Source organism: Rhizobium sp. A22-96 (assembly GCF_053521805.1).
Genome location: NZ_JBNWDQ010000007.1, coordinates 341,878 through 367,363, shown reverse-complemented (window position 1 = coordinate 367,363; position 25,486 = coordinate 341,878). Strand labels below are relative to the sequence as shown.

Below are 25,486 nucleotides of genomic sequence, written 5' to 3'. Positions count from 1 at the left end.
TCTTACCAAGCAGGACGATCAAGAATGGCAAGATGGTACCAGCTTATCCCGGGATAATCAGCATCAGAGGCACGCCAGATGAGCTGATCGGAATGATCCATCCGCGACTGAACTCAAGCCGCGTGTCATAAGGTTGGCTTATTCGAAGGCATTATTGGAGGCAGGGAGTGGCCAGCGAGGTTGTGCGTTGGGAGGTCGGACACGCGCTTTCACACCCCGCGATTTTTCGCGCCGAAGCCACATGCGATGTCGAAAATATTGCTTCGGCGCGCGTAATGGAGAAGGCGGGTGTTACAAAGGAAGGCCTCCTGCGGGCGATACAAGTTGCATCCAAACATCTCGAACCAGCCGCGCCCTGACAGAAGACGGTTGCTATTTGCTACCTCCGCGCGGAGGCCCCTCATGCGTTTTGGCCAATTGGGCAGCAAGATCGCCCAGCGACAGAGCCGGACCGGCGATGGCGATTTCGGCAACCAGCTGCCTCTGCAGCGTCGATGTATCGATCGGATCGTGCAACCAGCGGAAATGCGCGTTGCGCTTCTCGAAGTCCTCGATGAGATGAGTAAATGGTTGACCGATCGGGCCAGGCGATCGAGGCGTGCGACGACGAGCACGTCGTCGGCAGCGAGTTCCTTCAGTAGCGTGGCAACAACCGGCCTTGTGCGGGATGCACCCGATCCAAGTTCTTGATGAATGCGATGGCAGCCGGTTACATGCAGCTCTTCAACTTGCGCGTCGTTGAGCTGGTCCTCTGTCGAAACGCCTGCATAGTGGAGCAAGATGGCTGGTACGGGTGGGAACAAGCACCAAAAATCATCGGTCAAAGCTTGAAAAAATGCGCGGATAGCGGTCGATCCTGTGAAACGATCCGGCTTCAGTCTTCGGGCCGTCTGTGTACGAGCTTCGGTGCTTCTATAACAGAATTATCGATGACGATTGTTGCACGATCTTCTGGCTTACAAGTCTGAAGATAGAGGAGTTGGCCCTGGTAGTAGCGGCGATTTTCAGGCGCCAAAGGATCAGGCTTGGAACCGTCTCTCACCGCCATTCTCCCATAGGAGACTGAGAAGGGCACCGACAAAAAGACGCTACAGTCCCATTGGCCCCGCAATTCATCCCGATGTAAAAAGATGCCATCGAGAAGGAGTACGGCCGACGGCTCGACATGTCCGGTTTTCGAGATTTCTCCGTCGGCTGCATGATCGTAGCGGGCAACGTCCACTAAGGCGGCCCCACATCGAAACGGGCCAAGAAAAAAAATGACGCAGACTGTCGTAGTTGTAGGAGTCCAGAAAAAAGCCCTCTGGATCACTTTTGCCGCGTCGGTAGCGGATTTCCTCGGGATTGTGAAACCCGTCGACGCTCGCTCGTACGACGGAGCGGTTTGCTTTCATCACGAGCAGAGCTAACTCATCGGCAAAGGTTGTCTTCCCCGATCCATCCGAGGCATTGCACACAATCCTAACGACTTGACGAATGTTACCCAGGAGTTAGCCGCATTCCTAATGCCGCCACGCTATCGCCGTTGCGACACTCGGCAACTGACCGGTTTGGCCAAGCAATGGCTTGCGCGCTCGAGTGATAGAAGGTCACCGGTTCGGTTCTCTTTCAAGACCAAAAACATTGATCTTGCATTTCGGCTCAAGAATATTATGTGTAGGTACGTGCCTACATGGAGTGCATTCTATGACGATCACAAGCCTTTCCAGCCGTGAATTGAACCATGATGTGAGTAGCGCGAAAAAGGCAGCCCAAAATGGTCCGGTTATCATCACTGATCGCGGCAAACCATCTCATGTATTGATGACTTATGGTGAATTTGAGCGTCTTACCGGCAAGCGCCCCAATCTTGTCGATGCCCTTTCCATGCCGGGCTTGTCAGATATTGATTTCGACGCGCCTCGGATCGAGATCGCACCTCGTGGCGTGGATCTCTCGTGAAATATCTGCTGGACACCAATGTTCTATCTGAACTGAGGAAGGTTGGAGACGGCAAAGCCGATGCAAATGTGGTTGTATGGGCCAGAGCTCAAGCGACGACACAGCTGTGTCTTTCCGCGATAACGATCCTGGAGTTGGAACGAGGAATCCTTAGCATCCAGCACCGAGATGCAGTCCAGGGCGCGCGCTTGCGTTCCTGGTTAGAAAATCACGTCCGGCCAGAGTTCGTCGGCCGTATCTTATCAATCGATGATGTAATCGCGACCCGTTGCGCGCACCTGCATATCCCAGATCGACGTAATGAGGCGGACGCACTCATTGCCGCGACCGCGCTAGTTCACGGCCTGATAGTGGTCACGCGCAATGTTCGGGACTTCGAAGGCACGGGCGCTGTTGTGATGGACCCGTGGCTGGGTTGATGGCCACCAAGGTCATGCATAGTGGGTACCGATGGTTCGAATCTTATCAAGAGCAATAGCGCAGCAATGGAATTGCTCGACGCAGGTGTCGACACCACGTTGAGAGCGCTTTGGCTTGGTCACGAATCCAGTCGCTCGACCCAGCCATATCTCCATGCTCATCTAGCGATCAAGGAAGCTGCACTGGCGAAGGTCGCCAGTTTCGAAGAACGGCAGAGCGGGCGGTTTAGAGCCGACGACAAGCTTCTGGCGTTTCTGGATAAATTGTAACCAAGTCAACGTTGTTCATGCCGCGGCAATGATCCGCGGCATCACATTTCCTTCGAAGGCCGCCCTATGGGGCCTTATCCCATTACTCGTGCACGCTCAGTCGGGATGCTACGGCGCGTGCGATTTCCGCGGGAGCGTCGTCAGGAATGGCAAAGACACAGCTGACGTTGATCTCGCAAAGAACATACGTGTCGTGGCCTGACGCGTCGGGCGGCCCATAGAGGAAATCGGCATCCCAAATGATTGGCAATGATCCCACTTCAACGCCAAGCGCCGATATCATCTCTGGCACCCACTCAGTTTCCATCTTCCGCCTTAGGGCCTGGAAGGCTTCTGCGGCGGCGGGATGCATGATCCTGGGGCCTGGCTTCAATGCCTCCGGATCGGCACCCTGTGGTGGCGTCACCAACGCCTTGATGTGCTGATGGCCGAAGCCGACCACAGTGTCGCCGGACATGTAGCAACGGATCATTCCGTCGGGCAGGCGTGGTTGATATGGCTGATCGACGATACAACCATCGTCCGCAAAGTAGGTTTCGCAGCGGGATATGAAGTCGCTCAAGTCGAGCTCTTCGGGGATGCTACCCGATCGGGCTTCCAACACCTGGACTGGCGTCGAACGGCCCAATGGCTCTCCGACGAGTTCGACCTTCCATATCCCCTGGCCGCCATTACCACGGTTTGGTTTCAAGACACGCGGCCCGGCCTGCACGAGGGTCGAGGGAAACATCGTACGGAATTCGTCGGCGGTCCGATAGAGACGCGTGTCGACGCCCCAGCCCATATTTCGGGTCTCGTAGAGTACTTCCTTAATGCCCATCCTGAGGATCACGTCAGGATGCGCGCTCACGAATCGACCGGCATCTGTGACTTTTCGCAAAAGCGCGTCGAGTACTATCCGCGTTTTTCCGTCATCGAGTGGATTCACCCAAACGAGGACGGCATCGACTTGAAGAAGCTGGTCGAGAACGTCGCCTGCGAACCCCTCGTCGAAGACTACAGGTTCCGCTACCAGTCCGACCGCCGCCAGCTCTTCGAAGATCCGATGATAGCGGTTGTTCTGTGGGGTCGCAGTGCGCCGGGTCTCCTGGTCACCGCGCCAGACGATCGCCACTCGTGGTGACGGGCGGTTCATGGGTGAACTCCAAACGTGAGGCCGTAGGTCAGCCCGACGAAGGCGCTTGCCCCCAGCACGGTCAACAGGCCGATTTTAAACCGGAAGACGGCAACGATTGCGGCGAGTGTGAGCACCAGGGATGGGAGATTGACGGAACTCAGCACGGGTACGTCGACCGTGATGCCGAAGCCGCTCACCTTCCGGACTTGCGAGAACAGGACATGCAGTGCGAACCACACGGCAAGGTTCAGGATGATGCCGACGACGGCGGCGGTGATCGCGGCAAGTGCTGCCGAAAGCGCCCTGTTGCGGCGCAGTGTTTCCATGAAAGGTGCGCCGAGCAAAATCCAAAGGAAGCAAGGGACGAAGGTGACCCAGGTCGTCAACAATCCCCCCAGCGTCCCAGCGAGCAGTGGCGATAGTCCACCCGGTGCACGATAGGCTCCCATGAACCCGACGAACTGGGTGACCATGATCAGCGGACCAGGCGTCGTTTCCGCCAGACCCAGCCCGTCCAGCATCTCACCGGGCTTTAGCCAACCGTAGTGGTTTACCGCCTCCTGAGCGACGTAGGACAGGACCGCATATGCGCCGCCGAAGGTAACCATTGCCATCTTGGAGAAGAACACCGCGATGTCGGAGAAGACGCTATGCTGCCCAAGGACCGCGAACAGCAGAATGATCGGCCCGAACCATGCGACCGCACCGACCGCGGCGACCTTCAGCAGCCAGATCGCGTTCGGGCGCGCATGGGCCGGCACACCTTCGCCAAGGAGACTGTCGACATCAGCGACCTGCGTGCCGCCGATCTTCCCATGATTGCTTCCGCCTGAGAACGCTGCCCAGCCAGCCTTGCCGCCGACGAAGCCGATCAGTCCTGCTACGACAACAACCAATGGGAACGGTGCCTGAAAGAATGCCAGAGCGATGAAGGCTGTCGCCGCCAGCCCGATCATGACATTGTTCTTCAACGATCTTCTACCTATCCTGAGAACAGCGCCGAGCACGATCGCGAGGACCGCCGCCTTCAGGCCGAAGAACAGCGCCTGGATCGCTACGACATTGCCGAAGATGGCGTAGATCCAGCTCAACCCCATAATGGCGATCGCGCCAGGCAGCACAAACAGCGTGCCTGCGACGAGCGCGCCTTTTGTTTTGTGTAGCAACCATCCGATATAGATTGCGAGCTGCTGAGCTTCGGGGCCGGGTAGCAAGGTGCAGTAGTTCAAAGCGTGCAGGAACCGCTCTTCGCCAATCCAGCGCTTCTCTTCGACCACGATCCTGTGCATCACCGCGATCTGGCCCGCCGGTCCGCCGAAGCTCAACGCGGCCACTCTGGCCCAGACCTTCACCCCCTCCGAGAATGGCAGCGCATGATCGTCCACTCCGGATGATCCGGCTTTCCCATTGACAAGTTCAACCATCTCACTGTCCCCGCTTCGGATTTGGCCAGTTGTGGGTCTCCTCGGTCGCATCGCGGCACCAGCGATAGAAGGCATCGTAGAGCAGCATGCCTGCATCGAGCTGCTCAAGATCGTCATTGAACATTCGCGACAGGCCCAGAGAAGCGGCGAGCAGGCCCGCCACTTCCGGAGCAAGTTTCGGCCGGTCTGTATCAGCACCACGTACGATCGTCGCTAGCCTCAACAATGGCTCGGACGCAAGTCCGAATTCCTCGATCATGACATCGAACGTGCAAAACTCGCCTCGATGGCTCCAGAAGACGTCCTCGATGTCGAACGGCGTCGCGCCGAAGCGGTCGCCGACCAGCAAGACCTCGGTTGCCGGCACGAACAGGAAGATCGCCGAGGGATCGACGAAGCGGCGGATCAGCCATGGACAAGCAATGCGGTCGATCTTCGGCCGCGACCGGGTCACCCAGAGTGTGCGGCCCTGCGGATCGCGTTGCGGCACCTTGTTGGTCGGCACCGCAGCTCCGCCTGCGCGGATCCAAGCTTCGAAGCCGCCTTCGAGGACTTCGGCCGGCGTGCCTTCGTGACGGAGAGAGGCTGCGACGCCGTGGCTGAGTTTCTTGCCCGACTGACACACGATAATGGCTGCGCTCGGGATCTCGTCCGCCCATGCTGCAACCTCGGCATGGCTTCGACGGATGGAGCCCGGGACGACTCTCGGGTCTCTTTCGAAGTCGTCATTGGTGCGCACGTCGATCATGACGGGCGCGTTCGGTGTGCCGATGATACGGCTTAGCTTGTCGGGAGTGATTTCAAGATATGACGGCATAACGCGTCCCTCCGTTGCTTCGGTTCGATGGACGCGATACTTCGGCCGGGGCCTCGTGGGGCGATCGCTACCCCATAACGTCTATATGCGCGCGAGCAGTTTTCCTGTCAAGCGCGGGGGGGATCGGCTCCGTTCTGATTGGCCGCGGATGGATGAGGCGGTCGATCGCCTCATAGGCTGCTACGAGAGCGCCGAACAAAATTATGAAAACGATGATCAGCCCTGCATAGTCCTCGACTCGGCCTAGCCCATAATTGAAGGTCTTCGTGGCTGCGCGGCGAGCCAGAGAGAAGGCGACCCGCAAAAAGACCGCGGGCGCAGCGTCACCGACATTGTGGATCGTGTCGGCCAGAAGGGCCACACTACCTGAATAGAAGACGACCGCGAGCTGCAGCGTTGCGGTGATTGCCAGGATTAAAAAAGACCACTTGATTGCCCAGATACCGCGCTCCGACGACGCGATGTTGGGATCGATGACCCCATGCGTATGACCGTGACCGCCTTCTCCGTGCGAATGCGACCCTTGCCCATCATTGTGTGAGTGACCGTGGCCGGTCTCGCCAAAGCCGAACCATTCCCTGATGCTCACAAATATTGTTCCGATCCAAGATGCAAATGCGCTGACGTCCCATTCCCCTGGATAGGATAGGGAAAGGCGAAATTTCACGCGAGTGTGGACCATGGCTCTGGTGTGAAGGCGGCGAGTACGGCGAAATATGCCGAGCTTATCGTCTGGGCTTTACCGAAAATTCCGTGCTTTAGGAAACGCGCTCGGCATAATCTCCGGCCCGGGAGGGTTCCCGACCTGCGTATCGATGGGCTGAGGTGAAGAGCCGGAATTTTCACTGAGTTCGTCCAATGCGGCGCCTAGGCAAGACATTCTTGAGCAAAATTTGCGCATTCTAGATCATTGGCGCACGGCTTCAGGCCCTGAAACTCTCAATCTTGGCGGCGAAGGCGTCGACCTGCATCTCCGAGGTCGCCCAGGACGTTACGATCCGGATTACAGATCTCTTCAAATAAGCAAACTGAAAATGGTGCAGCGACCAATGTACGGCCGGGCGAAAATCGATCTTCTTCAAGCCCGCTTTGTCGGGCCATCATGATCAAACGTTATCGCAACTGCCTCTGACCCAAAATTGGATGCCGATGAACAGACCGGAATGCTGAAAGATGATGTCCCGTTCAGATTCGATCGCCGGGCGAAAACTGGAATGCGTGTCGCTTAAGCCAAATTTGAGCAATAATGCTCGCCATAAAATAGTAGCTTAATCTTCGTCAACTTAATATTGCAATGTATTTATTTTTAGTAATTGTTGATATAAATTAAGTATCCACGGTAGAATAGTGATATTGCTCGTAATCAACGCGAGAATTATCGGGAAATAATCGTTTTTATGTATTTCCGGTAGGGCCTATTAATTCTGTTTCAATGAAGATCGACTATCCCTGTCTCTGATTGGACAGGCCATGAAGCGCCTGTGCTTGAGCATTCTTTCACCGGCTCGCGGACTGTTTTTAAGGAAACATACCGCAAGCGCTCCGAACATTTGGCTTTCGGTGAAGCGTGCTAGCACCCCAGACCCCCGAGCGTAGGTTGGCAACGATGGTTTTTTCTCTTCGCAATATACTTGTTGGAATTTTCCTTTTTCTGAGCATCGCTCTGTGCGTGCTAACAGGATCCTCCATGCTCAACGCCTATCGCGGTGAGAGCACCTATGCCGAAGTCTCGAAATTCACCATACTCGACCGCGCGTTCTTTCAGGTGCTCGCCAACTTCCGCAATGAGCGAGGTGACGGCTCGTCGCTGGCGAAGGTCGAGCTTGGCGCGCAAGACGCAACGCTTGCCTTGTTGAACGCGGATCGAGCCATCGTTGACAAATATATGGCCGAGGCAAAGTCGGTCTCTGCAGACATTGACGACAAGACGCTGAAGGCGCCGATTGCCGACATCATGAGCGCGTATGATCGGGTCGTTGCATTCCGCGCTAAGCTCGATAGCGAAGTCGCCAAGAAGCTCGCCGACCGCGATCCGGCGCTGCAGGCGACGACGCTTGACATCGGCCAGCAGCTGCTGAACGCGCTGGAAAAAGGTTCGACTGCCATCGAGAGCCAGATCCGGGCAAGCGATCCTTCGATGGCGGCAATGATCCAGATCCGCGCATTGACTTGGTACACTCGCGCGACAGCCGGCGCTGCAAACCTCCTGTTCGTCAATACACTTGCCTCCGGTGAGGCGATGAAGCCTGAGGACGTCAGCAAGATCCAACAGTTCGATTACGCCGCGAAACTCATGTGGGCACAGATCGGTGTCCTAGTGAACCATCCTTCGACGCCACAGGTCGTCAAGGATGCCTATAAGGTCAGTGATGCGACTTATTTCGGCGGCGACTTTGCGGCAAAACACAGTGTATTGCTTTCGAAGTTCGCAGCCGGCGAGAAGAAGGCTATGCCTCTCGACGACTGGCGCCCGCTCGGCAACGCCGCCCTTCTGACCATCACAAACACCGCGGCTGCCGCCGCAGATGGCATGGTGGCTACGGCCGCCGCCAGCCAGAATAACGCATTCATAAGCATGATCGCCTATGGGTTCACCTTCCTTGTCGCCGGGGTTCTGAGTGTCACCGGCATCTGTGTCATCATCTTCCGCGTCACCAGGCCCGTCGGCGCACTAACCCATTCCATGACCGCGCTCGCGCAAGGCGACCTCTCAGTCTCTATCGGTGGTGTCGAGCGTCGCGACGAAGTGGGTGCCATGGCGCGTTCCGTAGAGGTGTTCCAGCAGGCAGCCCGCCGCAACAAGGCGCTCGAAGCCGAGGCTGCCGAGGCACAGGTGACATCCGAGCGCGAGCGCGTCGAAGTCCAGCGTCGTGCCGAAGCCGAAGCCGAGCAGAAGCTGCTGCGAGCAACGGGCTCGCTTGCGACGGGTCTGCGTCATTTGGCTTCAGGCAACCTGCTCTGCGAGATCGAAACGCCGCTCGCCGAGCAGTTCGAGGCCCTGCGCCACGACTTCAATTCGTCGGTCAGCCAGCTTCGCGCCGCCATGTCCAGCGTCGGCAAGGCCGCGTCGCTTGTTAACAGTGGCAGCTACGAGATCTCACAGGCGTCCGATAACCTCTCCAAGCGCACTGAACAGCAGGCCGCTTCGCTGGAAGAGACGGCAGCCGCGCTCGAAGAGGTAACTGCCAACGTTCAATCGACTTCCAAGCGGGCTGGTGATGCACGTGACTTGGTGCGTGGTGCCAGATCGCGGGCAGAAAACTCCAGCCAGGTGGTCAGCAATGCCGTCAGCGCCATGGGCAGGATCGAACATTCGTCCAAACAGATCAGCCAGATCATCAGCGTGATCGACGAGATCGCCTTCCAGACCAATTTGCTTGCGCTTAACGCGGGCGTCGAGGCGGCACGCGCGGGCGACGCCGGCAAAGGCTTCGCCGTCGTTGCGCAGGAAGTGCGCGAACTTGCTCAGCGTTCGGCGAAGGCCGCCAAAGAAATCAAAACTCTGATCGGTAATTCTGAGGTTGCCGTTAGCGAGGGAGTGAAATTGGTCAGTGACACCGGCGAGGGCCTTGCTGCCATCGCCGACCTCGTCTTACAGATCAATCAACATATGGATGCGATCGCCACTGCCGCCCAGGAGCAGTCCATGGGCCTGTCGGAAATAAACAGCGCTGTCAATCACATGGACCAGGCGACACAGCAGAATGCTGCCATGGTCGAAGAGATGAATGCGGCTGGCGCAGGTCTGGCCGAGGAGAGCAACCGTCTCGGCGAACTCCTGAGCGGATTTCGGACGGTTGAAGCGGAGCGCACAGCATCGCAGGGGCGGCTTGCACCCCGGCCTGCCTCGCCTCCGGCAACCGGTCGGCCCGCCGCACGCGCTGTTCCGGCCACACAGGGCAATGCCGCGCTTAAACATCTACAACAGGAATGGTCGGAGTTTTGACGTTTGGAGAGAGTCCGGGAAAAATGCGGAGCAATCTTTTGTTCGGAATTGCGTAAGAGCAAGACACAGAGCGGCTCAGTGATTCTTCGAAAAGCTCAGCCGCTCTAGGCATCTGGCGGCAGGGGAGCCCCAGACAGTTTCGTCTTTATCCAGTCGGAAACGCGGTACTAGCGCAGCGTAAGTTTCGGACAAGGTGTCCGCGGCTTTTTCGTGTGGGTCATGTCATCTATCTCCCCGCAAGGTTTGATCCGAGCTGTAAGCGTACCAGATTGCGGAAAAGCTTGATCGGTCCCGCTCTTATATGGCCGCTCAGGCGATTGAAGATTACGTAGCTCGCGAAGAGTGGCAAATCGCTGAAATCGAGGCCGGATTGGCTGAGGCCAACCGGGGCGAATTCGCGAGCGATGGAGAGATCGCGAACGTTATTGGAAAATACATCAAGTCTGTTCGTCAATCATGAGCGAAAAGCATATCCGCTGGACGAAGAGAGCGGTGCGACGGCTTGATGAAATCGGTGCACATATCCAGAAGGATAGTCCGGACGCCGCCGCGCGAGTGGTCGCGCGAATCGTGTCGGTTGTCGACATTCTTGCCGACTTTCCTGCAACGGGTCGCGCTGGTCGCTTAAAGGGAACGCGCGAATTGGTGCTGGCGGATATCGCTTATATTATTGCCTACCGCGTCGAGCATGAGGTGGAGATCCTCACCATCATGCATGCTCATCAGCGATGGCGTTCGGCGCTTTAAGTTTCTACCTTAAGCTCCAAGTTAACGCAGGCAACGACGGTTCGGATCCCATCCAGGTCATCATTTGTGGTATTTGTCGGGAATGCTTGTCAGTTCAGCTAGCTGACGAGCCTGCCTGCCGGCGCGGCGGCGAAACACCATTCGGCAGCATCTTTTTCGCTCAGCGGCTGGGAATAGAGATAGCCTTGCACCAGCGTAGCTCCCAGCCCCCTAAGGGCCGCAAGCTCGTCTGGTGTTTCAACTCCTTCAACCACGCATTCCAGCCCCATGTCCCGGCTGAGAGTGAGAAGAGATTTCACTATTTTGTAGCTGGCAGGTCTCTTGTGCAAATCGGTGACGAAGCTGCGGTCGATCTTGATCTTGGTCAGAGGAAGCGCATGCAGCCGGGTCAGGCTGGAATAACCGGTTCCAAAGTCGTCGAGTGAAATGCCACAACCGACGCGCCGTAGCATTTCGACCGACGATTTGATTTGCTCGAAATCGAGCGCAAGGGCCGTTTCGGTAATTTCAAGATCAAGGCGCGCCGCGTCAAAGCGGCTGCGTTCGATGATCCCGACTAATGACAGCACCCCTTCACAGGAGTTGAGATCATGGGCTGACAGGTTGAAGGACAGGCGCAAAGGCTCCTCCCACTGCGATGCGAAGGCAAGTGCCTTTTTAAGCAGAGGCTGCGTCAGCGAACTGACGATGCCGGCTCGTTCAGCAATTGGGAAGAATTGCCCTGGCGAGACATGTCCAAGAACCGGGCTGCACCAGCGGGCAAGGGCCTCGAAGCCAACCGTTCGATCATCGTCTATGTTCACGATCGGCTGAAACATGACCGAAAGTTCATCTTCCAAATTGGCTTGCTTGAGCAGATGCTCGACGCGCGCTTCGATGTTGATCTGCCTTTCGTGTTCAGCGTCAAATAGAACCGCGCCCCCACGGCGTGTCTTTTTGGCATGGTAAAGGGCATAATCCGCCCTGTCGAAAAGCTGCTCCAGAGTAGAGGCGAGGTCTGGAAAGACCGCTATTCCCATCGATGCGGATATGTGCACCGTTCCTTCTGGCAAATGATAGGGCTCCGCCAACCGTTCGGAAATTGCGTTCGCATTTGCGACAAGCGGAGCATCTTCCGGCGCGAGCGGAGCGACAATTGCAAACTCGTCACCACCCAATCGAAACGCCCGACTGGCTTTCAAAGTGGTCGTGAGGCGCCTACTGACGTCGATAAGGAGCCTATCTCCCACTGAATGTCCGTAAAGGTCATTGACTGGCTTAAAGCCGTCGAGATCAATAACGCCTAAGGCCAGTCGCGTGTTGTCTGCCTTGGCCTTTTCAAATTCGACTTCCAGATGTGTAAAGAACGCTCGACGGTTGGGCAACTCCGTCAGGCTGTCGATATTTGCGAGCAATAGATTCTCATTGCCTAATGCTTCTGTGCGCTGCTGTGAAATAATCATGCGCTCGAAATTGCGATAGTTTGTCAGGAGAATTGACATCATGCCCGCGCAGACCAGTGCCACATTGATTGCTATAGCAATGAAAGTCGGTTGCCTCGAGGCAATGAAGAATAGAACGAATGCTCCATTGACGATCACAGTGACTATGAATGCCGCCGAGCGAACATACATTAGACAGAAGATGCAGGATATGACTGTGATCGCCATATAAAAGGCAACGTGAGATTGAGCATATGCATCGCCATAAGGCACCAGCAAAAATGACCAGACAGTGAATGCAATGGGAAGGCCGACAGCCAGACGATTGGTGCGGACGAGTGCAGCGTGAGCCACGTCTGGCATGGGATCGATATTGCGCGTTCTCCACCAGAATGTGATCCTAAGCATGCAGCCGAGCGTAAAAAGAGCGGGAATGCCAACGGTGAGCCAAATCGGTGCTGATTGCATATGAGTGATAGAAAGTGCCCATGTGCTCGAAATCAGGATCAAATACATCATCGGCATCTGACGCGTGAAAGCGCGGTACTGAGCTTTCAGCAGGTCCGGATTATCGGACCGAATGGACATGAAATGCAGCAATCTTTGTTTAGCTTTTAGTATTTCCATTGCTCGACTCGCAGAGTAATGGCGCAACTCATAGCATCGATGTCATTACACTATTTGAAATACACACGGTTAACTAATAAAAAATGGCTTCAACCATCAAGTGCATGCCTTGTTATTCTGAGCCGGAAGAAGAGCAGGCGTGCGATTATAGCAAGCGACATAATGTAATCGATTCAATGAAGAAGGTTCGCGCAACGCAGAACCGTGCCGGGTTTGGCGCGCCTCCAGCGTCCTTTGATGGAGATGTTGGCGGCAACCTCTATCGGCGCGACGCTGATGATTCTTGTCGACTGGCTGGGCGGCATTCTCTTGTTTCCCAATCAGGTACGAGCCGGATTGATCGCAACGCTGATCGCGGCACCCTATCTTTTCCCGCTAATGGCGAGACGCCGATAATTTATGAAAGTTGCGCGTTTCTTACGGTCTGATTTGAACGAGACCCAGGGAAGGGCATGGTACTGCTGACCGAGCGTCGACCAAATGTGGGTCTATTCGTCATCATACTCGATCGTCTCGTCAGGCTCCCTTCCTGAAGGGAGTAAAGACGGCACCCTTCCGCAACAAAGCCTGGGGCTGTTTTTCGCGTCCCGCAACATCACTTGCGATCCAGAGAAATAGGGAAGCGCACGGTTCGATTCTCACCAAGAGCATCATTCGCAGCTTTCGTCGGAAAGCTCACCAGTTCAGGTGAATGTCACGGGCGAAACGTTGAATCCTACAAAGCCGGGCAATTGATCGCGATCGTCGACTGGTTCAGTTTCCGCTTTTTATCGTGGTCCGCAATCATGATGGAGATAAGTTTCTCGAATGGAGGCAGAAGTCCACGTAGCGAAATGCCGGGAACTGCCCGGGAAAACTAAGCCCGGTCTCTACAAATCTCTTTGGCCCTTTCGGCTGAAATATGACTGCAAATTTTTCAGGCTCTGGTCCATTGCGTAGGTTTTGGAGAGATAGGGAATACCGATATGGCCATAGGTAATGGAAAGTTGCCGCGCAGCCTGCCTTGCATCGATGCCGGCGAGTTCCTGACTGTAAATCACCGCAACAAGCCCGCTTCTGTCCGCGCCTGCTTGGCAATGGATGAGGATAGGTTTTGTCGCTGAGCGAAGGATATCGACCAGTTGATCAGCCCTCTGGGGTGTCAATATCTTGCGGGCTGACATTTTGAAGTCGATATGTTCGATACCCAGCCGTTGCGCCGTATGGACTTCCTCATTGTACCAGCTCGATTTTCTGTTCTCGCCGCGCAGGTTGACGATTGTTCGGATTCCATTATCCCGCACGTAGGTTTCCAGTTGCTGTGGTGAAAGCTGAGCGGAGCGATAGAGCTCACCCGGAATCACTGGATGAAAATTGCCGTCCCAATGCAGCACGGCGACGTAAATGCCGAAGATTGCCGCCGGAAGGGCCAACATCGCGGCGAAGACGCCGATCAGCTTTGCCGTGCGTGATCGTATCCATTGCCATCCGGTAGCCAGGGATCTCTTCGGCACCGAAGCGATCATGGCCGGACGTAGTAGCGGCAACCGATCAACATTCCGATATACTGACCGATCAGACGGAACACTGGTCGCAGATCTGGGACAGGCGACGCCAAGTGCGGCTTTGATCCGTAGGGTGAGTTCGACGACGCTGAGTGGCTTGACCAGGTAACTGACCGCGCCCAGTTCATGGCTCCTCTGCCTGTTTGCGATATGGTCGCTAGCAGATATGACGATGGAAAGTGTAGCCAAGGACCTGGCGTTGAAAATATCCAGCAATTTGAGCCCGCATCCGTCCGGCAGAGAGAGATTGAGAAGCGCAAGAGAATAAGATCTCTCCTCGATCGCCTGTATTGCCGTTTTCAGGTCGACTGCCCAGTCGACATCCCAGCCTTCAGCGGTGACATGGTCGCGCAAGGCACCTCCCAAAATCCGATCGTCTTCAACCAACAATATTCGCAAGCTTGCCCCCGGCGTCGGATCCAAACAAAGCGTGCCGTGACTTGCTGACACATCTCAAATTATGCATCGCTAAAGTAAGTAAATTCCTACTTTAACAGGCAGTACGAGCACCTAGTGGATTTCATGAAAGGCTCGGGCGCGGCGCTGGCGTTACGCGATTAGCCTTGAAATCGTGGCGGCTTGGCCTGGACAGCCTCAATGCCGCGAGCAACGTTGTTGGGATTGATGGTCCGAGGACCGTGCCGGGACGATCGGGACCAAATCCCGGCCGCCTTTGGATCACATTTGGGGAATGTGACGTCGCTTGTCGGCCACGCGGACGGAACAAACTTGGTTCGCTTCAGTTGCCTCTTAATAGGAAACAAGGAGGATTTACCAATGGATCATGCAAATCATGTTCGTCTCGCTTCAACAGAACTGACGCCTTCCATACTTGAAGGTGCGACCATTTATGGCGCGGACGACCACAAGCTCGGCACGTTGGATCACGTCCATGGCACCGGCGCGGGCGACACCGCCGTTATCGATGTCGGGGGCTTCCTTGGTATCGGAGCAAAGCCTGTAGGTGTCGCGCTCTCCGACCTGGTGTTTATGCGCGACAAGGATGGTGACGTCCATGCGGTCACAAGCTGGACGAAGGACCAGCTCAAAGACATGCCAGAGCACAAAGACTAGTTGCGGCAAATCCAGGAATACGAAGCCCGGCCATCGCGTCGGGCTTTTCCGTCATCAAGCCTGTGAGGAAAACTCCACGCCCGGTAAATTTGGATCACAGCGCTTCTATCATATCATCCTGGCTTTCGGATGAGCCTTGAAAGTCGGCTGACGCCAGGCGGGCATTGCTCCGCAGCACTTGCGGCGGCTGTCCAAAGGCGCGCAAAAAGGCGCGGCGCATCTGATCGCGATCGCTGAAACCGGTTTGTCGTGCCACAAGGTCGATGGGGTGGCGGCTTTGCTCCATGAGGCTACGGGCCGCCTCGACCCGAAGATTTTCGATGGCCTTTGCCGGTGATTGGCCCGTCTCCTGATGAAATGCTCGGCTGAATTGCCGGGGACTGAGATGCGCGGCCTCGGCGAGATCCGGTACGCTCAGGGGCTTGTGCAGATTGTCTCGCGCGTAGGTAAGTGCCGCCTGGATGCGATCGGATTTCGGAGACAGTTCGAGGAGTGTGGAGAACTGTGTCTGGCCACCTCCGCGACGATGATAGATGACCAGCTTGCGCGCGACAGACTTTGCAAGTTCAGGCCCGAGATCGTTTTCGATCAGCGCGAGACAAAGGTCGATGCCGGCCGTCATGCCTGCCGAGGTCCAGATCGGGCCATCGTTTACGAAGATCCGGTCTTCATCCATCTTCACTTTCGGAAACTGCCGCTGAAGATCGCGCGCATGCATCCAGTGGGTCGAAACTCGGCGACCATCGAGCAAGCCCGCTTCAGCCAACACGAAGGCGCCAGTACAGACCGCGGCAATGCGGCGGTGTCGCTTCGGCGCATCTTGTATGAAGGTGATCATGCCGGGCGTTGACGGCTCGGGAACGGTGGCGCCGCCAACGACAAGGGTGTCGAATGGCATGTCCGTGAACCTCTCGGTGTCGAGCGTCATACCGGCGGAGGTTCTGACCGGACCGCCCTTTTCGGACACGAAATGCAGCTCGTATGGCGGGTCATCGACCAGGCTATTGGCGACCTCGAATGCGGTGACGACAGCCAGCGCCATCACGGAATAGCCGGGGTAAACGACGAAAGCGATATCGCGCATAAGCCAACCTCCGCGTCCTAAATCTACGTGTATATGACATTTGAGACTTCGATCCGCAACTGTATCTCTGTCGACATCGCTCAATTCCGAGCGGCAACTGATGGAGACCATTCATGAGCAACTTTTCCCAAAAGGGTGTCGCCCTCATCACCGGAGCATCTGCCGGCATCGGTGCGGTCTATGCCGACCGTCTGGCGAAGCGTGGTTACGACCTGATTCTGGTGGCCCGCAACGCGGAGCGGCTGACAATCGTCGCAGATCGTGTGCGCGGTGAGACTGGCCGCCGTATCACCGTGCTTCCGGCCGATCTGAATGACAAGGCTCACCTCGCCAAGATCGAAAAGGTGCTGCGCGACGATCCGGACATTACCATGCTGGTCAACAACGCCGGCGTTGGCTCGGTTGCGTCGATCCTTTCGGCGGATGTCGACGCCATGGAGGCAATGATCAACCTCAACATTACCGCTCTTACGCGCCTCACCTATGCGGCCGCTCCGGTCTTCGTGGCCCGCGGCAACGGTACCATCATCAACATCAGCTCCGCCGTCGGCATCGCCGTCGAAGCGCTGAACGGCGTCTACAGCGCATCGAAGTCCTACGTTCTGAGCTTTGGCCATGTCCTGCAGCGCGATCTGGCCGACAAGGGCGTTCGGGTACAGACCGTTCTCCCGGCGGCGACCGCAACCGATTTCTGGGATGCTGCCGGCTATGCGCCTCAGAAGACCAAACCCACCACCATGTCTGTGGAAGACCTCGTCGATGCGGCGCTCAGCGGTCTTGATCAGGGCGAACTGGTAACGATCCCGCCGCTGCACGACGGGGATCAGTGGCTCCGTTGGGAGGCGGACCGCCGCGCGTTCGGGGCGAATTTCGGCAACGCAAAGCCTGCCCCGCGCTACCACGTGGCCTGAGATCTGCAAGATCTCACAAACATGCCATGAAGCAACGACCGGTGGGCGCCGTCAGAAGGAGCCAGGAAAATCTCTATTCGCACCCTCGTCGTCATGTCGGGCGCGCGATGGCATCGCAGGGGTGGGTCCGTCGGTTTGCGCTGAGGGGTGCTCCGCAATTTCTGGATTGCAGTGCCCTTGGTAAAGGTCGTTCGCAACATTTCCTTATACTAGACATCTTTAGAAATATTCGGACGTAATACATACATGTGGTCCCAGTAGTTTCGGCGCCTGTTGATTGCAATCTAGGTGCTGGTCATGAGGCAACATTATCCCGCCGTAACATTATGGATGCCGTCCGTCGGCGACAGTGTGAATGCGGCTTCTAGGGCCTGGCCGACCACGACGCCAGTGTTTCCCGACGCGGATACCGGCAGCCGGTGACCATGGCAACATCACGCATGCTGCACACTCTGGAACGTAAGCCACCCGCGGCCGACGGTCAGAAATCCGCCAAGGACAAGTCATCCATTCCCGTGCGGTCTGCGCAACAGCGACGCATCAGACCACGGCATCTACTGTTGAGCGCTCTTCTTGGAGTCCTCGTCATCGGCATCATCGCCTTCCGACACGGCTATTTCGATCAGAAGACGACAACCTCAACCATCGTCGCGCCCGTGACACGCGGCGATGTCGAACAGGCAGTCCTTGCCTCCGGCACATTCAGGCCGATCAAACTGGTGGCGGTGGGCGCACAGGCCTCCGGGCGCATTACAGCACTTCACGTCAAGCTCGGCGATACCGTGAAGAAGGATTCGCTCGTAGCCGAAATCGACTCGACGACGCAGAGCAACGATCTAAAAACGGCGCAGGCCTCCCTGGAGAACGTCAAGGCACAGCGCCAGGAAAGCGAGGCCGACCTTGCAAATGCGCAAACAACACTCATCCGTCAGCAGATGGTATTCCGCAACCAGGCCGGCTCCAAGGCTGACCTCGATACGGCAGAAGCGAGCGTCAAGAAGATTACCGCCCAGATTGCCGCTCTTGATGCGCAGATCCGGTCGGCCGAAATCGCGGTCGAAACCGCACGCGCCAATCTGTCCTATACCCGTATCACCGCGCCGATAGACGGTGCGGTGCTCGCCATCGTCAATCAACAAGGCCAGACGGTGAATGCAACGCAATCGGCGCCGACCATCGTCATCCTTGGGCAACTCGATACCATGATCGTTCGCACTGAAATCTCGGAGGCCGATGTCGTTAACGTCAAGGCGGGTCAGCCGGTCTATTTCACCATCCTTGGCGATGCTGGCACGCGATACAACGCCACCCTCCAGTCAATCGAACCTGCGCCGGAATCGATCACGAGCGATAGCAACGTCACGTCGACGTCGACATCCACCAACAGCAGTACAACGTCGACGACGTCGTCCTCGGCGATCTATTACAACGGCGTGTTTGCAGTGCCGAATCCAGACAATTACTTCCGAACCTATATGTCGGCCGAGGTTCACATCGTTCTTGGCCAGGCCAAGGATGTGCTCACTATTCCTTCTTCTGCGCTTAGCGTGAAATCGGCCGGTGGATTCTATAGTGTCCAGATTGTTGACAAAGACGGCCAGAAACGTCGACGCAACGTCGAAGTTGGTCTCAACAACAACGTCCTGGCCGAGATCCGGGCTGGACTTTCGCAGGGCGAAAGCGTCGTCGTCGGTGAGGCGAGCGCGACGACGACGAAGAGCAACGCTGGCGGTCCGCCGCCGATGGGGTTCTAGGTCGTGCCGTCTGACATCATCGACCTCAAGGGCGTCTGCCGACACTACCAGTCCGCCGACCGCACCATCACCGTATTGCAGGATATCGATCTGTCGATCGCGGAAGGCGAAATGGTCGCAATTGTCGGGCCCTCTGGCTCCGGCAAATCGACGCTCATGAACATGATTGGCTTGCTCGATCGCCCGTCCGCCGGCACCTATGCGATTGCCGGAGAGGCGACACACCGGTTGGACAATGACGCCTTGTCCAGGCTACGCCGAGAGCATTTCGGCTTTATCTTTCAACGCTACCATCTGCTTTCGGAGCTGACAGCAATCGGCAATATCGAGGTGCCGGCCATCTATGCCGGGCATCCAGCGGATGCAAGACGCGCTCGTGCTGCCTCGCTTCTTCAGCGACTGGGCATGGAAGAGCGGTCTAGCCATCGCCCAGGTCAGCTTTCGGGCGGGCAACAGCAGCGTGTTTCGATCGCTCGCGCCTTGATGAACAACGGCAACGTGATTCTCGCCGACGAGCCGACAGGGGCGCTCGACCGACAAAGCGGCGAGGACGTTCTGCGTATCCTGGGCGAACTGCATGCGGAAGGCCATACTGTCGTCATCGTCACGCACGACATGAATGTCGCAGCACGTGCCGAGCGCATCATTGAGATTTCCGACGGGCGCATCGTAGCCGACCGGCGCATGGCTGGAGAACGGCCCCACTCGCAAGCCTCTCTCGGCGAGGCACGCCTCGGAAAGTCCGGCTGGCAGGAAATGACCGGCCGACTGACGGAAGCCTTTCGGATGGCGATCCTTGCACTCAATGCGCACAGGCTGCGTGCATTTCTGACCATGCTCGGCATCATCATCGGCATAGCCTCCGTCGTCAGCGTCATTGCGCTTGGCGAGGGATCGCAGCGCAAGGTTCTTGAAAATATCAACAGTCTCGGCACCAACACCCTCGAAATCTTTCCCGGCCAGAGCTTCGGCGATACGCGTTCGGGTCGGATCAAGACTCTGGTCGTCTCAGACGCTGAAGCCTTGGCGAAACTGACCTATGTCGCCGCGATTACGCCGACCGTTTCGACCAGCAGCACAGTAAGGTTCGGCTCGACAGAAGCAAATGCCCTCATCAATGGCGTAGGGGACGCCTATTTCTCGGTGAAAGGATCAAAACTTGTCACCGGCAGGCTTTTTGACGCCGATAGTGTACGGCGACTGGCGCAGGATGCGGTCATCGATCAAAATACGGCGGCAACATTGTTCGATGAGAAGGGTCTCGATCCGATAGGACAGACGATTCTGATCGGCAAGGTTCCGGTGCGAGTGATCGGCGTCATTTCCTCACAACAGGGCGGCTTCGGCGCAAGCGACAATCTGTCCGTTTATCTTCCCTACACGGGAGTCCAGGCCCGTCTCCTAGGCGACATGTCGCTGCGCAGCATCACGGTACGTGTCGCCGACAATGCCGAGAACTCTGCGGCCGAGGCGGCTGTCACGCAGTTCCTAGAACGCCGCCACAGCGCCAAAGATTTCTTTATCCTCAATACCGACGATATTCGCCAAACTATCACCAGCACCATTCGCACGATGACCCTGCTTGTCTCGTCCATTGCAGTCATCTCGCTGCTGGTCGGCGGTATTGGCGTCATGAACATCATGCTGGTTTCCGTATCGGAGCGCATTGCTGAAATCGGTGTGCGTATGGCGGTTGGCGCAAGACGACAGGACATCCTACAGCAATTTCTCATCGAAGCGGTGCTGGTTTGCCTTCTCGGAGGGATTTTAGGCATTGCCACAGCACTCGGATTTGGTGCCGCCTTCAATTATTTCGGGCCGGATTTCAAGCTGATCTATTCTATGGGTTCGATTGTCCTGGCGTTTGCCTGTTCCTGCGCCATAGGGCTGACTTTCGGCTATCTGCCGGCGCGCAACGCCTCGCTCCTGGACCCAGTCGCAGCACTTTCAAGAGACTGATCATCCCGCATGTTCCATTTGCATTCAAGCTTGGGTGGTCGCGACATAAGCATCGCGGTGACGAGAAGGTCGAACTCAACCCCATAGCGGGATTTGGGCCGAATGCGCTTGGAAAAGATGGATCGACGCGCGCGGCAACTATGTGAGATTGGTACACCTAAATGTCGGTTCGGCAATCGCCGTCCAAGGCGGCATTTAGCTGTTGAATGTCGTACAGGCGAATCTGAAGGACACAATCGATTGCCGGCCGATGCTGAAAGTCTACATCCGGACCGCCGCCGGCCATGCGGCATCACGCAATTGGCCGGCGGCGGTCCGAAATGCGGTTGCGCGGCATCAATAATAGCGACACACAAGACGCATAAGCTCTGACATGATCGCCCATTCTCCCGGAGGTTCATCCACATGAGGCATGCTGCGAACTCGATGCTTGGTTTGATAGTGACCTGCGCGCTATTGAGCGTTCCAACCGCTGCCCGCGCCTGGTGGGACGAAGGCCATATGCAGATTGCTGCTGTCGCCTACGATCGCCTGAGCCCGGAGATCAGACTAAAGGCCGATGCGTTGATCAGGCTCAATCCGGAATACGACAGGTGGGTTGCAGGCGTTCCCGATAGCCTCAAGGCACAATATGCCTTCGTCAAGGCAGCAACCTGGGCGGACGACATCAAGGGCCAGATTATCGGCTATTCCAGCGCCGGCGATAGTGCAAAGAACGCGAATGCCGGCCGCAACATCGGCTACTATGATCATCTTTCGCACGCCTATTGGCACTTCAAGGATATCGGCTTTTCCACCGACGGTACGTCGATTGAGGACGCGGATCCTGTCAATGCCCTCTCGCAGATCCTCACCCTGCGCAAGGGGCTGTCGGCGTCCTCCGGCCTGCCGGACGACGTTCGTTCCTACGATCTCGTCTGGCTCCTTCACCTGGTCGGCGACGCGCATCAGCCGCTGCACGCCACCGCGCGCTTTTCGCACGATCACCCACATGGCGACCAGGGCGGCAATCTGTCGGAAGTCGTCAACGCGACGGGTGTGAAAATGAAGCTCCACGCCTATTGGGACGGGTTGTTCGGCGGCTATTCGACGCCCTATGGCGCAATCTTTGACGGATTGACAAACCCGGACACGAAGCTTCCCGAGCCCGATCCGGTGCTTGCAGCCGAGGCCGATCCGCAGAAATGGTTCGAAGAGAGCCAGAAGCTTGCAGTTGATGTCGCCTATGCCGAACCGGTGAAATCCGGGACTTCGCCGGTGATCCTCGATCGCAATTATGAAATGAACGCGATGGCGGCAGCGCGCAAGCAGGCAGCACTTGCCGCCGCCCGGCTGGCGAACCTCATTACCGCGACCCTTCAATAGATTGCGGGAGAGGCTGGAGCACGGACTACCAAAGACAGTGTGTTGATTTCCACGAGAGAATGATTCAATTTCTCACTTTGCGATGGCTCATATAGGAACTCTTAATCTTTTGTAATACTTTGATTTTCTGCGATCTAATGGTAGCAGCCATGGTGGGAAAACGGTCAATTCACAGCGAAAATCAACGTGCCGCGGGTTCGAATCTCTTCAAGAGCTTCGAAAACTACTCGGCGCTAGTCACAGGGGCGGAGCCAACACCCGATGCTTGCGTTGCTCACACGGTCGATATAGCCGAATTGGCCGCGGCAAGGACGGTCAGACTTCAGCCCATGGCGCCGAATGTCTTCGATCGGACGCAGTTATGCCGGTAACCAGGGGGCATATCTAGTGCGCAGCAGAGACGAGAAGTTTGGCTGCGAAAGCGTCATATCTTCTATTACTGTTACGGCCGCGATGCCATCAGCGCTTGCCGAATGCGCGCAGAAATGTCTTCGTTGCCTCTCCTGCCATGCGGTCGACCTCTTCATCCGGAGTTGCACGTCCGATCTGTTGGTTGATCCGCAGATCTGTTGCGAGCAGCGCCATGTACTGGCGCGCGGCAAGGGCCGGATCCTCTATGTCGAGATGGCCAGCCAGCGCAAGCTGCGCCAAGCGAGCTGCAATGGCAGGGTATTTCTTTCCCGGCCCATATTCCTTCCAGGTTTCGAATAGTTCGGGAAATCTACCGCCTTCGGTCTCGAGGAGCTTGCGTAGCCAGCGACCATTCGGATCGCAGACAGCCTTGCGCAGGAGAAGCGCTGAAAATTCGGTCAGTTCTCTTTCCAGGTCGACGGGCGCCACGGGAAATGTGTCCAGCACCCGGAAGAAGCCGGCGCTCGACTTCTCGGTGATCTCTGCGACCACAACCTTGAATAGATTATCCTTGTCGCCGAGTTGATTGTACACCGTCTGACGTGACACGCCGGCTCTTGCTGCGATGGCATCGATGCTCGCTGCTGCAAACCCGTCCTCGGCAAAAACGTCTGCGGCCGCGTTCAGGATTGCCTGACGTTTGCTGGTGGCGGGTGGGCAACTCTCTGTCTCGGAAGAAACCGCTGCGGGCGAAGTTTTCATGACACTACCATATAGGGCTTGACCAATTGGACAATACTGTCCAAAATATTTTACAGGAATGACGGGCAATGCATTGGAACCATCGTCGTCTTTCCGCTGTCCCATCTATAATCGCCCACTCAATCCCCGTCACATGCTTTTTGTATGAGGCTTTGCTTCGTCAGGGGAATGGTGTGCGGGAAAGGTTTTTGCCGTGCAGAGCAAGGATTTCGTTTCATCCCCCGGGGCCGGCGGTTCCCACCATGCCATCGTCCTTGGCCTTCTTTCAGCCGTCGGTCTCTTTGCCCTCGACATGTATCTACCCGCGTTGCCGACGATCAGTCTGGATCTTCACGCTGACAGCCACGCAGTTCAGGCAAGCCTGATCTCTTTCTTCGCCGCCATGGCTGTGTCGCAGATTATCTATGGTCCCCTGTCGGACATGTTTGGCCGCAAGCGGCCTCTGTATGTCGGTCTGGTGCTCTACATCCTCGGCGCGATCGGCTGCGCGCTCTCTACCGATATTAGCTGGCTGGTCGCCTTCCGTTTCATTCAGGGCACCGGCGCCTGTGCCGGCGTCGTGATTGCCCGCGCCATCGTGCGCGACCTGCATACGGGTGCTGCCGCCGCGCAACTGATGTCGCGGCTTATGCTGGTCTTCAGTATCTCACCCATTCTGGCGCCGCTTGCGGGCAGCATCGTGACAGCGTTCGGGAACTGGCGACTGATCTTTTGGGTCATGGTCTTCGCCGGTGTTGTCGGCTTCGTCGCGGGCCGCTTTTTTCTTGAGGAGACCCGTCCGGTTGCGGCTCGCAGTGAAAGCAGCCTCGGCGGGGCATTAAAAGCCTATGGAACACTCCTTAAGGACCCGTACTATCTCGGTCTGGTGCTGATGGCCTCCTTCGGCATGTCAAGCTACATGATCTATGTCGCCAACTCTTCCTTCGTACTAATCGGCCATTACGGGCTCTCTCCGACCTTTTACAGCCTGGTCTTTTCTATGAATGCGGTTGGCTTCATCGGCATGTCGCAGATGAACGGCTGGCTCGCCCGCCGGATTGGTTTGCGCAAGGTCATTCGCGGTGCGGTTTGTGGTTATGCGCTGACGATGCTGGCGCTGGCTGTCATATTGGCCGGTGGAGTCGATCGCCTCGACATCATGGCTGCCTTCCTGTTTGCGGGCTACGCTTTCCTTGGAATGATCGTGCCGAATGCGGCGGTACTGGCACTGGAGCACCATGGTCGTATCGCTGGCACGGCCTCGGCGATGATGGGCACGGTCCAGTTCATGACATCGGCGCTGGTGGTTGGCGTCAGCGGTATGTTTATGGACGGTACGGCAAGACCGATGGTGGTCATCATCGCTACCTGCTCGGCCATCGTGTTCCTCCTTTCGATCGCAGTGCTGAAGAGCAGGCATGTGGCGGCGGCGGAGTAGATCTTGCTGCCACCGATTGCAGCGGCTTGTGCAGACCCGCACCGAGGCCTCTTCAGCGCGAGCGAAGTGCGCCTTGGGAGCGGCTCCATCTTCGGACAGCGAATCAAGGCAACAGAGCTCGCCGAGTTGGATCGGTGCGAAACCGAACTTTTCGGCAAGCGCACCAAATCATCGCTGCGGCGCCTTCACCCACGCTGCTCGCCGATAGCAATCGACACAAACTTGCGCCGTCAACAAATTGGCGTGTTCGTTGCGCTCACATTCCATCGGGGTCAAGCCAGTGTATGCTATTGAAAAATTTGACGCTCAGGACTTTTGCAACAACGGGGTCGTTGGCTCACATCCCTTCAAGACCGCGTCGGTTCACCGGTTTCATGAGATGGTGACGTCGAATTCGATCGGCGAGTTTAATCGGCTTTGCCCCTCATTTCTGGAGCTCAATGGATGTCAGCTGCGCCATTAGAAACGTCATAGTTTTTGGCATTGCGGCAGTGGGCCGAATATCCGGCTTCTTGGAGAACAATCGCTGTCATTGA

At 56.7% G+C, this 25,486-nt stretch carries 21 protein-coding genes and 2 pseudogenes; 14 read left to right on the top strand and 9 right to left on the bottom strand.

Features of this window, described 5'->3' with window-relative positions; all coding sequences use genetic code 11:
- The first annotated feature begins 167 nt into the window (after positions 1–167).
- Entirely contained in the window at positions 168–359 is a 192-nt protein-coding gene (locus ACQZ6F_RS28900; protein WP_449096343.1) for a GNAT family N-acetyltransferase, read from the top strand.
- 91 nt (positions 360–450) lie between these two features.
- On the opposite strand, the pseudogene ACQZ6F_RS28895 reads toward ACQZ6F_RS28900, so the two are convergent.
- Positions 451–824: pseudogene (locus tag ACQZ6F_RS28895) on the bottom strand (recombinase family protein); the annotation flags it as partial.
- 862 nt (positions 825–1,686) lie between these two features.
- Here ACQZ6F_RS28895 and ACQZ6F_RS28890 point away from each other — a divergent pair.
- The 3 genes from ACQZ6F_RS28890 to ACQZ6F_RS28880 all read left to right on the top strand — a co-directional run bounded on the left by ACQZ6F_RS28890 (position 1,687) and on the right by ACQZ6F_RS28880 (position 2,630).
- A complete protein-coding gene (locus tag ACQZ6F_RS28890; RefSeq protein ID WP_199149394.1) occupies positions 1,687–1,941 on the top strand; it encodes a type II toxin-antitoxin system Phd/YefM family antitoxin in 255 nt (84 codons plus the stop codon).
- Positions 1,938–2,360, top strand: coding sequence for a PIN domain-containing protein (locus ACQZ6F_RS28885; RefSeq protein ID WP_449095596.1), 423 nt, complete (start codon positions 1,938–1,940; stop codon positions 2,358–2,360). Before ACQZ6F_RS28890 ends, ACQZ6F_RS28885 begins: the two co-directional genes overlap by 4 nt.
- A 66-nt stretch (positions 2,361–2,426) precedes the next feature.
- Positions 2,427–2,630: a hypothetical protein gene (locus ACQZ6F_RS28880; RefSeq protein ID WP_449095597.1), complete on the top strand. Its 204-nt coding sequence runs from the start codon at positions 2,427–2,429 to the stop codon at positions 2,628–2,630.
- A gap of 82 nt (positions 2,631–2,712) precedes the next feature.
- Here ACQZ6F_RS28880 and ACQZ6F_RS28875 read toward each other — a convergent pair whose 3' ends face one another.
- The 4 genes and pseudogenes from ACQZ6F_RS28875 to ACQZ6F_RS28860 all read right to left on the bottom strand — a co-directional run.
- Positions 2,713–3,765, bottom strand: a complete 1,053-nt coding sequence (locus tag ACQZ6F_RS28875; protein WP_449095598.1) for a Cj0069 family protein — start codon at positions 3,763–3,765, stop codon at positions 2,713–2,715.
- Complete coding sequence (gene chrA, locus ACQZ6F_RS28870) at positions 3,762–5,171, bottom strand: chromate efflux transporter (protein WP_449095599.1); 1,410 nt, start codon at positions 5,169–5,171, stop codon at positions 3,762–3,764. The genes ACQZ6F_RS28875 and chrA overlap by 4 nt, the downstream gene beginning before the upstream one ends.
- A gap of 1 nt (position 5,172) precedes the next feature.
- Positions 5,173–5,988, bottom strand: a complete 816-nt coding sequence (locus tag ACQZ6F_RS28865) for a chromate resistance protein ChrB domain-containing protein (protein WP_449095600.1) — start codon at positions 5,986–5,988, stop codon at positions 5,173–5,175.
- A 136-nt stretch (positions 5,989–6,124) separates the two neighbouring features.
- Positions 6,125–6,583 (bottom strand): annotated as a pseudogene (locus tag ACQZ6F_RS28860) (cation diffusion facilitator family transporter); the annotation flags it as partial.
- Between the two features lie 1,011 nt (positions 6,584–7,594).
- Here ACQZ6F_RS28860 and ACQZ6F_RS28855 point away from each other — a divergent pair.
- From ACQZ6F_RS28855 to ACQZ6F_RS28845, 3 genes are all read left to right on the top strand, one after another.
- Positions 7,595–9,934 carry a methyl-accepting chemotaxis protein gene (locus ACQZ6F_RS28855; protein ID WP_449095601.1) on the top strand — a complete coding sequence of 780 codons (2,340 nt, stop codon included), beginning with the start codon at positions 7,595–7,597 and terminating at the stop codon, positions 9,932–9,934.
- 268 nt (positions 9,935–10,202) lie between these two features.
- Positions 10,203–10,394: a CopG family ribbon-helix-helix protein gene (locus ACQZ6F_RS28850; RefSeq protein ID WP_449095667.1), complete on the top strand. Its 192-nt coding sequence runs from the start codon at positions 10,203–10,205 to the stop codon at positions 10,392–10,394.
- Positions 10,391–10,681 carry a type II toxin-antitoxin system RelE/ParE family toxin gene (locus ACQZ6F_RS28845; protein ID WP_449095602.1) on the top strand — a complete coding sequence of 97 codons (291 nt, stop codon included), beginning with the start codon at positions 10,391–10,393 and terminating at the stop codon, positions 10,679–10,681. The genes ACQZ6F_RS28850 and ACQZ6F_RS28845 overlap by 4 nt, the downstream gene beginning before the upstream one ends.
- A gap of 98 nt (positions 10,682–10,779) precedes the next feature.
- Here ACQZ6F_RS28845 and ACQZ6F_RS28840 read toward each other — a convergent pair whose 3' ends face one another.
- Positions 10,780–12,729 (bottom strand): putative bifunctional diguanylate cyclase/phosphodiesterase, encoded by a 1,950-nt coding sequence (locus tag ACQZ6F_RS28840; protein WP_449095603.1) that lies wholly within the window; start codon positions 12,727–12,729, stop codon positions 10,780–10,782.
- 237 nt (positions 12,730–12,966) lie between these two features.
- Here ACQZ6F_RS28840 and ACQZ6F_RS28835 point away from each other — a divergent pair, with 237 nt between their 5' ends.
- Complete coding sequence (locus tag ACQZ6F_RS28835; RefSeq protein ID WP_449095604.1) at positions 12,967–13,125, top strand: iron chelate uptake ABC transporter family permease subunit; 159 nt, start codon at positions 12,967–12,969, stop codon at positions 13,123–13,125.
- A 473-nt stretch (positions 13,126–13,598) separates the two neighbouring features.
- Here ACQZ6F_RS28835 and ACQZ6F_RS28830 read toward each other — a convergent pair whose 3' ends face one another.
- Entirely contained in the window at positions 13,599–14,723 is a 1,125-nt protein-coding gene (locus ACQZ6F_RS28830; protein WP_449095605.1) for a response regulator, read from the bottom strand.
- 327 nt (positions 14,724–15,050) lie between these two features.
- Here ACQZ6F_RS28830 and ACQZ6F_RS28825 point away from each other — a divergent pair, with 327 nt between their 5' ends.
- Positions 15,051–15,347: a PRC-barrel domain containing protein gene (locus ACQZ6F_RS28825; RefSeq protein WP_449095606.1), complete on the top strand. Its 297-nt coding sequence runs from the start codon at positions 15,051–15,053 to the stop codon at positions 15,345–15,347.
- 94 nt (positions 15,348–15,441) lie between these two features.
- On the opposite strand, the gene ACQZ6F_RS28820 is transcribed toward ACQZ6F_RS28825, so the two are convergent.
- The gene (locus tag ACQZ6F_RS28820; protein ID WP_449095607.1) at positions 15,442–16,431 is read right to left on the bottom strand and encodes a GlxA family transcriptional regulator; all 990 of its coding nucleotides are present in this window, start codon (positions 16,429–16,431) and stop codon (positions 15,442–15,444) included.
- 113 nt (positions 16,432–16,544) lie between these two features.
- Here ACQZ6F_RS28820 and ACQZ6F_RS28815 point away from each other — a divergent pair, with 113 nt between their 5' ends.
- From ACQZ6F_RS28815 to ACQZ6F_RS28800, 4 genes are all read left to right on the top strand, one after another.
- Positions 16,545–17,342, top strand: coding sequence for an SDR family NAD(P)-dependent oxidoreductase (locus tag ACQZ6F_RS28815; RefSeq protein ID WP_449095608.1), 798 nt, complete (start codon positions 16,545–16,547; stop codon positions 17,340–17,342).
- Positions 17,343–17,767: 425 nt separating this feature from the next.
- On the top strand, positions 17,768–19,096 hold the full coding sequence (locus ACQZ6F_RS28810) for an efflux RND transporter periplasmic adaptor subunit (protein ID WP_449095609.1): 1,329 nt from the start codon (positions 17,768–17,770) through the stop codon (positions 19,094–19,096).
- Positions 19,097–19,099: 3 nt separating this feature from the next.
- Positions 19,100–21,055: a MacB family efflux pump subunit gene (locus ACQZ6F_RS28805; protein WP_449095610.1), complete on the top strand. Its 1,956-nt coding sequence runs from the start codon at positions 19,100–19,102 to the stop codon at positions 21,053–21,055.
- A 426-nt stretch (positions 21,056–21,481) separates the two neighbouring features.
- Positions 21,482–22,420 (top strand): S1/P1 nuclease, encoded by a 939-nt coding sequence (locus tag ACQZ6F_RS28800; RefSeq protein ID WP_449095611.1) that lies wholly within the window; start codon positions 21,482–21,484, stop codon positions 22,418–22,420.
- 459 nt (positions 22,421–22,879) lie between these two features.
- On the opposite strand, the gene ACQZ6F_RS28795 is transcribed toward ACQZ6F_RS28800, so the two are convergent.
- Positions 22,880–23,638 (bottom strand): TetR/AcrR family transcriptional regulator, encoded by a 759-nt coding sequence (locus tag ACQZ6F_RS28795; protein WP_449095612.1) that lies wholly within the window; start codon positions 23,636–23,638, stop codon positions 22,880–22,882.
- 88 nt (positions 23,639–23,726) lie between these two features.
- Here ACQZ6F_RS28795 and ACQZ6F_RS28790 point away from each other — a divergent pair, with 88 nt between their 5' ends.
- Positions 23,727–24,950: a multidrug effflux MFS transporter gene (locus ACQZ6F_RS28790; RefSeq protein WP_449095613.1), complete on the top strand. Its 1,224-nt coding sequence runs from the start codon at positions 23,727–23,729 to the stop codon at positions 24,948–24,950.
- Positions 24,951–25,486 lie beyond the last annotated feature (536 nt).